12 protein-coding genes are annotated in these 12,839 nt (G+C 46.2%); 11 read left to right on the plus strand and 1 reads right to left on the minus strand.

The window, feature by feature from the left end:
- Positions 1-19 precede the first annotated feature (19 nt).
- The gene (locus GC178_18660) at positions 20-1,612 is read right to left on the minus strand and encodes a hypothetical protein (GenBank protein MBI1289588.1); all 1,593 of its coding nucleotides are present in this window, start codon (positions 1,610-1,612) and stop codon (positions 20-22) included.
- Positions 1,613-1,620: 8 nt separating this feature from the next.
- Here GC178_18660 and GC178_18665 point away from each other — a divergent pair, with 8 nt between their 5' ends.
- The 11 genes from GC178_18665 (at position 1,621) to GC178_18715 (ending at position 12,648) form a co-directional block, all read left to right on the plus strand.
- Entirely contained in the window at positions 1,621-2,058 is a 438-nt protein-coding gene (locus GC178_18665; protein ID MBI1289589.1) for a hypothetical protein, read from the plus strand.
- 1 nt (position 2,059) lies between these two features.
- Positions 2,060-2,428 carry a hypothetical protein gene (locus GC178_18670; GenBank protein MBI1289590.1) on the plus strand — a complete coding sequence of 123 codons (369 nt, stop codon included), beginning with the start codon at positions 2,060-2,062 and terminating at the stop codon, positions 2,426-2,428.
- A 486-nt stretch (positions 2,429-2,914) separates the two neighbouring features.
- Entirely contained in the window at positions 2,915-5,404 is a 2,490-nt protein-coding gene (locus tag GC178_18675) for a PAS domain S-box protein (protein ID MBI1289591.1), read from the plus strand.
- Positions 5,364-5,810 carry a response regulator gene (locus tag GC178_18680; protein ID MBI1289592.1) on the plus strand — a complete coding sequence of 149 codons (447 nt, stop codon included), beginning with the start codon at positions 5,364-5,366 and terminating at the stop codon, positions 5,808-5,810. The genes GC178_18675 and GC178_18680 overlap by 41 nt, the downstream gene beginning before the upstream one ends.
- 21 nt (positions 5,811-5,831) lie before the next feature.
- Positions 5,832-7,475, plus strand: coding sequence for a SpoIIE family protein phosphatase (locus tag GC178_18685; protein MBI1289593.1), 1,644 nt, complete (start codon positions 5,832-5,834; stop codon positions 7,473-7,475).
- 26 nt (positions 7,476-7,501) lie between these two features.
- Positions 7,502-7,744 (plus strand): hypothetical protein, encoded by a 243-nt coding sequence (locus tag GC178_18690; GenBank protein ID MBI1289594.1) that lies wholly within the window; start codon positions 7,502-7,504, stop codon positions 7,742-7,744.
- Positions 7,745-7,881: 137 nt separating this feature from the next.
- Positions 7,882-8,382: a hypothetical protein gene (locus GC178_18695; GenBank protein MBI1289595.1), complete on the plus strand. Its 501-nt coding sequence runs from the start codon at positions 7,882-7,884 to the stop codon at positions 8,380-8,382.
- Between the two features lie 316 nt (positions 8,383-8,698).
- On the plus strand, positions 8,699-8,944 hold the full coding sequence (locus tag GC178_18700) for a hypothetical protein (protein ID MBI1289596.1): 246 nt from the start codon (positions 8,699-8,701) through the stop codon (positions 8,942-8,944).
- Between the two features lie 185 nt (positions 8,945-9,129).
- Complete coding sequence (locus tag GC178_18705) at positions 9,130-11,196, plus strand: T9SS type A sorting domain-containing protein (GenBank protein ID MBI1289597.1); 2,067 nt, start codon at positions 9,130-9,132, stop codon at positions 11,194-11,196.
- A 57-nt stretch (positions 11,197-11,253) separates the two neighbouring features.
- The gene (locus GC178_18710; protein MBI1289598.1) at positions 11,254-11,973 is read left to right on the plus strand and encodes a hypothetical protein; all 720 of its coding nucleotides are present in this window, start codon (positions 11,254-11,256) and stop codon (positions 11,971-11,973) included.
- Positions 11,974-12,087: 114 nt separating this feature from the next.
- Complete coding sequence (locus GC178_18715) at positions 12,088-12,648, plus strand: hypothetical protein (protein MBI1289599.1); 561 nt, start codon at positions 12,088-12,090, stop codon at positions 12,646-12,648.
- The last annotated feature ends 191 nt before the right edge of the window (positions 12,649-12,839 follow it).

Below are 12,839 nucleotides of genomic sequence, written 5' to 3' on the forward strand. Positions count from 1 at the left end.
GGGCTAAATGCCCCTTTTTTTACGCCTTTCCCAAATGTTCCAGAAAGACCTGCTCAGTACTTTTCCCCTCGGCCCGTGCCTTGGCCCAAAGCCACATTTCTTCCGCTCCCAGTGTGTTGCCGTCCACAAATGGCTTGAGGAGTTCAACAAACTCTGCAAGAGATCGACTCACATTATTGATTGAAACTTTTTCATGTCTGAGCAGCCAATCGTGGACAAGAATTTCAAGATCATACCCTCGGTGATTTTTGCTGAAAAACCGTTGACTGTTTCTCAGGTAATGTTCGAAATTCAGTTCACTTCTTTTGTTCGACATGAGCAGAAGCCTAAGCAAACGCGCCACCCCTTGTAGGTCTTGGCGCTCTGGAAGGCTGCCAAGTTGACGGATGCGATCGAAATAGTGAATGGCTTTCTTGTCTTTGTCCAACAGTAAATAATTGATTCCCAGATTGTATATAAGGGTGAGTCTGTTACTGTTTGAAATGGATTTTTGGAATTTCTTCAGCCCTTCCAGTATAATGCTTTCGCGTTCGAGGGCTTTTTGAAGTTGACCTTGATTCAAATAGAAAAGCTGATACTGAATTTCTACCCCAACAAAATGGCTTGTTTCCTCTTTCCGACCTTTGACAGATAATTTCTGAAGTTTACTCAACAGCTGAGCAGCCTCTTCCGTATGTCCCAACATTGAAAGTTTACCGATAAGGTTGGTCATCGCGGTTCTATATTCAGAGGGGTCAGCCTGAATACGTTCTGGTTTCTTTTCCCATAGTTTCAATAACCATCGGCTATGTTCATTGCTTTTTTCGAAGTCATTCAACTGTCCGTAATAGTGTTCCCAACTTGTATGGTAACGGGTTTGGGAAGGAAGTGAATCAGCCATGTTGACATCCTTCATCTCAGGTAAATTAACCAATTCTTCAATCCCTCTTTTGACAGCATCGCTGTCAGTCACTCGGTAGCTGCGCATGTAGTCGAACATGCGGTCGTTGATCTGGTTATACCGCATCAACGTAGCCAGTTTTTTGCTGGCCATTACCAACAGGTATTCGTTCTCAGTACGTTTGTTAACCAGTTTTGACTGATTCATACTCTTTAACACTCTTCTAAGCAGATCTCGCAGTAGAACTTCTAAGTGAAGATCCTCCATTTCCACTGCTTTCTCTATTCCCTTTTCGGCTACTTCTGCAGCCTCAACGCGCAACCCCATGTCAAACAACACCTCAGCCTCTTCAAGCTTTTTTCTCTGCATGGTCATTTTACCCCTTGCAGTGTTCAGTTCTTTCACGTACATGACAAGCACTTCGTACAGTCTGAACTTTTCCACCGCAAGGTTTTTCGAAATCGGGTATTTGTTCAGAGCGTGTTTCAGCTTTTTATTGGGGTCTTGTCGTCTCGCCTGCAAAGCACTGAACATGGCCAAGTAGCCTCGTTTTACCGCGCTTGCGTCCTGCTTTAATTTGCTTTTGCAGTAACGTTTTTGACCTTCGTCAAGTGAGTTTATGAAAGCATGTAAATGGTCTGTTTTCAAGTTCAAAAATGTAAACTCGTTGAAATATATGAATAAAGTTTGCTGGAAAAAATGTGTTTTACAGCATTCCTTTGATGAAAACAAATTAAGATATGCCCAATTACACTTTTACTACAGCGAGTTCCTATGCGCTCAGTACGCATGAAGTGAGCTTTACAAAAACAACCATCACGATCAAGCTGACATCAACGGGTCAGACGGTATACAGCAAAGCATACGATGGAGGTTTGGCCTTCATGTGTTCGGGGAATGATTTCTGCGTTGGAACCCTCAATGACAATGGCGTGTTCAGTAAAACGGTTGATTTCGGGAATCGCCAAGCGGCCATGTGGGTTGAAGAGGCCAGTGGGGCCAATAAATTTATTGGGTCTAACAACGTTGGCGATGAGGGGATATACAACAATTACGTCCTCAACACCTGCCCTGTCCGTCTGGTCAATTCAACCGGAGGGAATTATGTGACCATCGAATGCCCTTGCGAGAGTTCAAGCGGAACATGTACCAATAGCTGCTACTCATATGGCTCGTGAGATGGATCCGTTGGCAATTAAGGTCGCTTTGGAGATGATCCATCCAGAGAGCCAAGGATGGAGGAGACTGTTTGGTAAGCGGTTGGATGGAATCGGCATTGATGTGGTGCTGTTTTGCAAGGGACAGCCACCTATTATGGCGGTTAAGATGGAGAGTACCTATGTGAACAGACAGGATATTCAACTGGCCCAGCACCTACAGCAGGTTTATTTGCAGCGGATGAACGGTAGGAATGCCAAGGTGTTACTGATGTACGAACAATTGTTGTTTCCACCTTACAGGCTTCCCAAAGACGTTAGCGTGATAAGTATCATGGAAGCGTACCAAGAGAAACCGAATTCTTGGCAAGAACCCTTGGTGTTGAACTGAGAAGTTGGATAGACGGCAATAATGATCAGACAAACGACTGTTACCATATCGAAACCAAATGCATCTACTATAGAAAGAAATCAGAGCATGCCCAAGGAAAGGAACTGTGTATTCTGTGGGAGTTCAGAGAAACCAAACCCCACGAAATATATGATAGCTGTAGGGCCAACAACGGAGAGACAAACGGTTTGTACGTGCTGCTTGCTCTCTATCGGAGATAGAACGCCACAGGAGTGGTTTCGTTGGCTGAAGAGAAATGACCCGGAGCACTGGCAGAAGCTGGTGGACCATCATCGTCTTGAAGGGTCGGACATTGCGGATCTTATAAGAAGGATCAGAATTGAGTAGTTTGATGATCAACAGATTCTATTGATTTCGATGGGAAAGGCGATCTGTCGTATTTGATTCGTTGTTGTATTTGAGTAATTTCAATGGCCATTATTGGTCAGGAAACCAGGTGATCATGAGTGTAACACTTGTTCGGAAATGGAACTATCCGAGACATATCAATCTTCCGACAGGCTTCGGTTAACCAGTATTTTTACTGGTTGGCTTGCCTTTGTGCTCGGAGCCTCGGTGCTTGTCGGTTGGCTCTTGGATGTCGAAATTCTGCTGCGTCCTATTCCCGGTTCGGTAGCAATGAACCCTACCACCGCACTCTGCTTTATGCTGTGCGCCATCGGTGTCCTACGTCATCCATCGGCACTGGCACGATGGTCTGTTGGAGTTGCATTCGTTATCTGTGCCATTAAGTTGGTTCTGTGGATAATGGACAGTTCATTCTCCATCGACAGGATCCTGTTTGCGTCAAAACTCGATTTTGACATGTACCGTGGGCTGAACAACCGGATGGCACCGAATACCGCAATCGCCTTTGTGCTTTCCAGCGGAGCCATGCTCTATTATCCGCAGTCCAAAAAGGGAAGACTGCCAGAACTCTTGGCACTGCTGGCCACGGTTCTCGGAACACTCTCGCTCATCGGTTACGGGTATCGGGTCCCTGAGTTTTACGGAGTGCTCAAACACTTCCCCATGGCGGTACACACGGCCGTGGGGTTTGTGTTGCTTGGCGTTGCCATTCTGGCCTTTGGAAAGGACGGGCCGCTGGTCTCCACTATTTTGAGCAAAGGCACAGGTGGTCTTATCGCACGATGGTTGTTGCCGTTGGCAATTCTGCTTCCCATTGGGCTTGGTGCCATCCGATTGTATGGAGAACGACAAGGAATCTATTCAAGTGTGTTCGGTCTTATGCTTTTGGTGGTGGTGATCATCATTATTTTCTGCCTGATCATCTGGAGAGTTGCTGCCTACGCCAATCAGCATGACCTGAAACTGAAAGAATACGCTGATAAACTGGCGGAGTTGAACACGGATCTGGAAGCCCAGGTGAGATCCAGAACCGTTGCCCTGGAACGGCAGACCCGCATGTTGGAACTGAAACTGAAAGAGCTGACCGACTACAAGTATGCATTGGATCAAGGCACCATTGTGGCAATCACGGATCAGAAAGGGATCATTCTTCATGTCAATGACAATTTCTGTCGCATCTCAGGTTATGCCGAAGAGGAATTGCTGGGTCGGGATCACAGGGTCATCAACAGCGGACATCATCCCAAGGAGTTTATGCGCGACCTGTGGCGAACCATTGCCAGCGGCAAAGTGTGGCGTGGCATTATCCGCAATAAGAGCAAGAAAGGCGGTTATTATTGGGTCGATACCACCATCATTCCGTTTTTAAATGAGGAGGGAAAGCCCGTAAAGTACATGGCTATCCGATCGGACCTCACCGATCTGAAAGACACCTCTCAGCAACTGGCCGACAGCGAGGCAAGGTTCCGCTATACACTCGACAACATGATGGAAGGGGCGCAGATGATCGATAAGGAATTTCGATATGTGTACCTGAACGATGCGGTGTTGAAGCATGGCAAATATGGTCGGGAAGAAATGGTTGGCCGCACCATGATGGAATGCTACCCCGGTATTGAGCAGACCGAGGTTTTCAAGTTGATCGAGAAATCGATGGGGCAACCGGAAGGGACCAATCATCATATTGAGAACCATTTTCAATATCCTGACGGAACCAGCGCCTGGTTTGAGCTCAGCGTTCAGCGTGTGCCAGAAGGGGTGTTCGTACTTTCCATCGATGTGACGGATAGGAAGAAGGCCGAGAACGAACTGCGCGAACTGAACCGGTCGCTGGAGAAAATGGTCGATCAGCGCACCGCGCAGTTGCAGGCCAGCAATCAAGAATTGGAATCATTCAGCTATTCGGTAAGCCACGACCTAAGGGCACCGTTGCGTGCCATCAACGGTTTTTCGGAAATGCTCGAAAAGCAGTACACCCAAACGCTGGACGACAACGCCAAGCGCCTGTTGGGAATCATCAAGTCGAACGCCCTTACCATGGGCAAATTGATCGATGATCTTCTCGAATTCTCACGGACGGGCAGAAAGGAAGTTCGCAATTCGCAAGTAAGCATGCAGGAGGTGGTGGAGAACATCTTGAGCGATCTGAAACAGGAATATCCAGAGGGTGGAACAAAGATCACGCTCGGTAAACTGCCCGTTTCCAAATGCGATCCGCAGCTGATGCGTCATGTTTGGGGCAACCTGATCTCCAACGCGTTCAAGTATTCTTCCAAAAAGGAAAACCCCGAGATCACTATCTGGGCCGAAGACACCGAGAACGAGATCCTTTACCACATTAAAGACAATGGTGCCGGATTCAACATGGAGTATGCCGATAAGCTGTTCGGTGTGTTCCAGCGTTTGCACAGCACCAGCGAGTTTCAAGGCACAGGTGTCGGTCTTGCCATTGTCAACCGCATTGTGAACAAGCACGGAGGCCGTGTTTGGGCAGAGGCCGAAGTTGGCAAAGGCGCCACCTTCCATTTCAGCCTTCCCAAGAACCCCAATTTAAACCCCGAATATCATGAACAAGAAGATAGCCGAACTGCTGTTGGTGGAGGATAACCCGTTTGACGCGGAGCTTACCCTCACCGCCTTGAAAGAAAAGAACCTTGCCAACAGCCTTTACCACGTAGAGGATGGCGCGGAGGCGCTGGACTTCGTTTACGCACGAGGAAAATACACGGACAGAAGCGGACTTCCGCTGCCCAACCTCATCCTGCTCGACCTCAAAATGCCAAAACTGAACGGTATGGAGGTTCTCCGCAGCCTGAAAAGCGACCCGCAGACCAAGTGTATTCCCATTGTGGTGCTCACCAGTTCCAAGGAAGATCCGGACATAAAGGAATGTTACCGGCTCGGAGTAAACAGCTACATCGTAAAGCCGGTAGGCTTCGAAAATTTCGTGAAAGCCGTTACCGAAGTAGGGTTCTATTGGGCCTTGCTGAACACAAACCCCGATTGCAAATGACAACCTCTAAATGCCCGATAAATGAAAAAGTTACAGATACTGATGCTCGAAGACAGCGAGGAGGACCTGATGCTGGTCCTTAATACGCTGCAAGAGTCTGAGCTGGATTTCGACTATGCGCATGTGAGCAACGAGCGCGAGTACCTGAACCGCTTGAGGGATGTACAGCCCGACATCATCCTGTCGGATTACGGATTGAGCGGTTACAACGGGTTGGCCGCATTGCGCGATAAGCGGGAAATGGGCGTGCCATCTCCCTTCATACTGGTAACAGGGTCGTTGCCGGACGATATTGCCGTTGAGTGCCTGAAGGCCGGGGCCGATGACTACATACTGAAGGACCGCCTGAACCGATTGCCGGATGCCATCCGCTCGGTAATGGACCGTCAGCATGCCGAGGCAGAAAGACGCAGAGCCTTCACCGAACTCATACGCAGCCAGAAAAGGCTGGAAGCGGCAGAACGCATGGCCAAGGTGGGCAATTGGGAATGGCATCTTGGTACAGGAGAGATCATCTGGTCCGATGAGATGTACAACATCTGCGGTGCCGATCACAAAACCTACAGGCCTACGGTACACTCATTCATGGAACTGATACTTCCCGATGAATATGAGAGATCTTTCAAGGTGACACAGGACATTGCTTCGGGTAAAAGCACCGAAGCCGAGACCACATTTCAGATACGGTCTTTTCGCGGAGACATCAAAATGATCCGTAGCATATACAAGGGCAACGGTAAAATGCCTGAAAGCGGTGAGTTGAAGGTGTTCGGTACCATGCAGGACATTACCGTGCTGCACCGGACCGAAATGGAACTCCGCAAACTGACCGAGGAGTTGGAGGAGCGAGTGAACGAACGCACCCGGCAGTTGCAGAAAGCAAACGAACAGCTGGAACGGAAGAATGCCGAAATGACCGACAGCATCAACTACGCGCAACTCATACAGAAGGCATTGCTTGCCAAGCTGGACGAGTGCAGGAAACTCTTTCCGAAGTCGTTTGTGCTGTGGAAACCCCGAGACATTGTAAGTGGCGATTTTTACTGGCAGTATCACAACGACCGCTACGATTACATTGCCGTTGTAGACTGCACGGGTCACGGTGTTCCGGGAGCGCTCATGTCCATGATCGGACACCAGATGCTGAACCATACCGTTATTGATAAGGGAATCTCTGAGCCCGCAGAAATATTGAATGAGCTTGACCGTGATGTAGACGAGGCATTGTTCAACAATAATGGAGCAAGCGTGAACGATGGGATGGACCTTGTGCTTTGCCGTATTGACCGTGAGCAACGGCAAATTTGTTTTGCAGGTGCGCTAAGGCCGCTTTTTCTTGTGAACAAGGAAGGTCTTACCGAACATCCGGGGAGCCGAAACCCGATCGGAAATACGGTGGTCCATGCGGCCACCCATTCCTTTACCCAGAAATGCGTCAGATTTAAGGAAGGCGACACCATCTACCTCACCTCCGATGGCTATTACTCGCAGTTCGGTGGGCCCAAAGGCAAAAAGATCATGAAGTCGCGGTTCAAGCGACTGCTACAAGAAGTAGGCGGCCTGCCCATAGATGAACAGTACAGGAAGCTGAACGAATACCTGGCCCAATGGCAGGGAGATGAGCCACAGGTGGACGACATTCTTGTTATCGGCATTCAATTCTGAACAGAAACCAATAAAACCCGGAACCAATGGAAACGAAGAATTTCAAGGATTATAAGAACCTGAGCGGCAGCTCAATCATCAAGGCATACCGGATGGAGGAGAACGGGGTCACCGTTCACTTCCGCAACGGAGAGGTGTACGAATACACCCACGGTAGTACCGGCAGCCACCACATAGAGACCATGAAGCACCTGGCACAGGCCGGTTGGGGACTGGGCTCCTATGTGGAACAGATGACCAAATTCGGCTACGCCCGACAGCTCAAATGAAAGACGAACCCCGCATCATCAAACTGCTCTATGTGCTTCTGGCATTGACGGTCACCGCCTGCCTGGTGTACATGTTCAGCGCAGGACACTGATAAACGCTTTATATCAATTCAATTATTAACCAAAACAAAAACAACATGCCAGTACCAGTAGTATTAGGTGTCGAGTTCACCCAAGCGGAGGTCGATGCCATGAAAGCAGGAGCACAGGTCATTATTGACACCATCGTCTCCAAGATCAACCTCAACCTCAGCAACGAGGAGCGCCAAGGCCTCTCCACGGTAAGCAACCAGCGGTTGCCCTACGTGCTCCGATCGGTAAAGGAGTATGCGGTAGATTACCCGAACCTCAACGGCATAGGCTACTCCCTTGCCGATGCCGATAAGGACCTCGATACCTTCGGACAGATGTTCGAAGTGCTTACCAAACTCACCGAGGCCACCGAGCGTACCGAAGAGCTGCAGATGGTGGCAGGCCATTTTGCCTACGAGTTCACCAGAGACCAATACGCCAATGCCGAGCGCTACCGCACCAAGAACGTGGCAGGCGCACAGGTGGTGTACGATGGCCTCAAGGAATGCTTCGAAGTATCGGGTACCACCAACGATGCACCCGTAAATGACGGAACCACTTCCTAACACCTGAAAAGAAGGGCAGACGGCCTCAGGCCCCGGCCCTTTTTTGTTGGCGTATGAACTGAGGATAAAGCAACATCGACCGAAGAAGTCACACTTCAAACAGAGGAAATACCACTACAAACTGAGGATGACCGACCTTGAACTGATACAAAACCACCTGTAACTGTAGATAACACACACTTAACCGAAGAAGAGCCACCATAAACTGTAGGTAACTCACATTAAACAGTAAAAGACCAACAGTAAACTGAGGATGTCCAACTTATAGGCTGAGGATAAAACGTATATGAAACAACACACCACACTGTTCTGAACCATGAGAAAGCTTAAACAGGAAGAGATACCGGAAGTGCTGCCCATTATAAAGGGCCGAAATACCATGCTGCGCGTGCAGCTGCTCCAGCTCCAAGTAGGAGAGGTGCTGTTTATGGGAAAAGAGGAATGGAAGACCAAAACATCACCCCGATTTGTGGTCTATGCCATTACCAAGAAGTACTCCATGCGCTACGAGTACGGCCGCACCATCGATGGTACGGGCTGGCTCTTTAAACGCATTGCGTGATTGTTTTTGGCAGATCACCCTCCGGCAGTCTCAGGGCCGGCATTTGGAGAATTCCGCCTTGTTGAATGACGTAAACAGCTATATTGCAAGCAATTAAACCAGCTACCCACAGAGTTGGCTAACGATACCTGATTATCTTTAGCCAATAGTTGGCGTGCATTGTGGCGCAACCTGACAGAACATCCATGAAATCAACCTTGACATCATCTAACACGAAAATGAACCTAAACATGACGAAACCAATTTTATCACTTCTTACCGTAGTGGTTAGCTTATTATCTATCGTAAATGCGAACGGACAGTGGATTGAAACAAATGGTCCGTATAGCGGTGTTGTTCAGACCATGCTTATAGATGGAACAGACATTTATGCAGGAACTAGTAATGGTGGAGTATTTTTATCAATGGACAATGGCTCATCGTGGTCAAGAATTAACGATGGTTTAACCAATTACGACATCCGTTCAATAGTCGTAAATGGATCAAACATTTATGCTGGCACATGGAATGGAGGTGTCTTTTTATCAACCAACAATGGATTGTCTTGGTCGCCTGTTAATAATGGTCTAACGAACGCTTACGTTTCCTCATTACTGGTCAATGGTTCAACTATATATGCCAGTACAAATGCTGGAGTATTCAAGACAAACAATAATGGTAGTTCTTGGACGGCTGTCAATAGCGGATTGACAAGTAATTATACTACCTCTTTGGCAACAGATGGAACGAATATCTATGTCGGAACATCAGGTGGCATATTTGCTTCTTCAAATAGTGGTGCTTCGTGGACAGCAGTAAATACTGGTCTTTTAAACCCAAGCGTTAAATCAATTGCCACAGATGGTTCAAACCTTTATGTTGGAACTACAAGTGGTGTTTTTGGGTCTACCAATGGTGGCGCAAACTGGACTGCGTTGAATAACGGCTTGTCTGCTAGTATTAGGTCACTAGCAATAAGCGGCTCAAATGTCTTTGCTGGAACACAAGATGATGGCGTGTTCTTGTCCTCAGACAATGGTGCTTCTTGGACAGATGTTAATACTGGACTGACCAATTTGTCTGTTTACTCATTAGCAACTGACGGAATAAACCTTTTTGCTGGCACTAATTACGGTGGTGTTTTCTTATCAGTCAATAACGCATCTTCTTGGACTGCTGTGAATGAAGGCTTCACAAATACATACGTTCTATCATTGGCAACTGACGGGGTAAATATTTTCGCAGGAACTATAAATAATGGTGTCTATTTATCAAATAATGAAGGCTCTACTTGGGTCAAAATAAATAATGGATTAGGGGATTTTTCGATAAATGCCATAGCAATTCATGGTTCAAATATCTACGTTGGAACTGTTGGACATGGCGCATATTTATCCACGAATAATGGTTCGTCTTGGTCTGCGATCAATACTGGATTAACTAGTCCTTCGGTTTCCTCTTTTGCTATTAGTGGCACAACCATTTATGCTGGCACACAAAACAATGGAATATTTAAGTCTGTCAACAATGGTAATTCTTGGACTGCCGTTAATAATGGTTTAGGGAGCATGACCATTACTGCCTTAACAATAGTCGGGACAAACATATTTGCAGGGACTGGTGGCAACGGTGTCTATTTGTCAACTAATAGCGGTTCATCATGGACAGGTGTAAGCACAGGTTTAACCAACTTTAATGTCAGTTCACTTGCCAACGATGGCAACAATATTTATGCGGGAATTTACGGCAGGGTGTTTCTGTCAACCAATAATGGTACAACTTGGACAGGCACGGCAAATACTATTTCTGGAACAGGTATTAAATCACTCCTCGTAAGCGGTGGAAATGTTTGGGCGGGAAATTCCACAGGTGTTTATCTAACAACAAATAATGGTACAAGTTGGTCTCAGATAAATACAAATCTTACGACAACAGATGTTCGTTCTTTAGCCTTAGCTGGTTCAAATATATATGCTGGCACGATGGGCGGTTCTGTTTGGAAAAGTGAGAATGTAATAACAGACATCGACAATACTGACCCAGCGTTATCATCTCATTTCACTGCATATCCTAATCCTGCTCGGACTGAAATAAGCATAACTGGCTACAATCCTGCACACATAAAACTGGTCAACGCCCTTGGTCAAGTTGCGGCAACATCTAACCTTAGCAACAAAATATTTGTGGCTGACTTGCCAGTAGGACTATATGTATTGCAACTCTTCGACAAGAATGGTCACCAAATCAAGGCGGAGAAAGTAATTATTGAATAGAAAAGTATTGTGTTAAAGCCAACCCCATTCTGACAACGATTAGTAATCTCCCAAGCTTTGGACAAGTCCCTAGATAAAATCATCGACAAGCATTCTTCGGAGTTTAATGCAATATTTGAAAAGGTTAACGAATACATAGATATGAGCAATTCCGAAACGGATTTCTCATCAGACGATAACCTGAAAGTTACTGTCAATTGTGTCAACGCTTTTGCCAAAATCGCTGAGTACTCTTTTGAATATGGAAAGTTCAAAGATGAATGGGAGTACGGTGATTTTTACGACCATCATTATGGTCCCGAATTAATCATTAAGTCAATTAAAACTCAATGTGACTATAAGATTGGACTTGATGAAAACGGAATTTATTTGTCATCTGACCTTAGACATAATGTCAATCTACCATACATGGATGATCAATTTTGGAAAAGTTTATTTGAACTATCAGAGTTTGACGGATTTCAATATGAGCAGTATGAATTCACCTCTGATGAGCAAAGTAAAAAGTACCCGCAATTGTTCAAAAAGGATAAAAGCATGATCTTTCGAATAATGCGAAAGCACTTCTTTGATGCTACAAATGAGAATTCACGCTACATATCAAGTAGTGTTGGGGAGTTGAAAATTACATGGACAGCTGACAAGGAATTTGAATTCATTATAAGAAAATGTTGCGAAGCTTTCAAACAACTCTACAGATTAAACTACCAATTATGGAAGGTATCTGACATGAAAGAAAAGAAAACAACGACACGCCAACAGCTGCTATCAAAATAGGGCGTGACGACAGGTACGCAAGCTCAGTTGTTTCTACCAAGTTCGGCATCGGGCGAAAGGTCGAAGGAATTAAAGCCCTATTTTCATAGCAGTTTACGTTGTGCAACATTTGAAATGAGACATCTGCTCACATTTATCGCCCTGTTTGCTATCCAAGCAAGTGCCGCTCAGAACAGCCTTCAAGTGAACGACAGCAGTCTGGTATTCGTTGAACTCAATGAAAGATATGGTCTTGGGGTCAAATCCTACGTGAAATATTTAACCGAGGACAGCAGTTCAGTTTATCATGTAGGACTTTTCCCAACTGGAAACCTGGCCTATGAATATTATGAATTGAATGGTGAAGAAATCGGAACTTTTCGTCAATGGAATAAAAGTGGTCAAATTATACGAGTTGCATTTTCAAGCGGTGGTGTGAGTATCGGTACAAGCATAGGATGGTTTGACGATGGAGCGATTGAGGAGATTGCAGAGTACAGTCTTAATGCAGCTGATGAAATTACCATAGTAAGCCATGACACTTTGATTTTTCAAGACGGTGACGGAGTTGTTAGGTCTCAACCAGTTACAGGTATAAACAAATCAAATCGACAAGGACATTGGAAGCGCTGGAATGAGAATGGGGAAATAATAAGGGAGGAACTGTACAACCATGGAAGGAAAGTAAATGAATGATTACAAGCCTATGGTAGATTGAAAGAAAATGAAAAACGTTGCACAACAATGGTGCCCGTTGCACAACCCAAATATACCTGTTGAAAACTCAGTTTTCCATGATCTTGACTTTTTGCGCGGTCGGTCCGACCTTCGGTAGATGCAAGGCAAGAAGAAGTATTCGGAGAAGCTGTTCACCAGCTTCCAGTTGA

Source organism: Flavobacteriales bacterium, assembly GCA_016124845.1.
Classification (GTDB): Bacteria; Bacteroidota; Bacteroidia; order UBA10329; family UBA10329; genus UBA10329.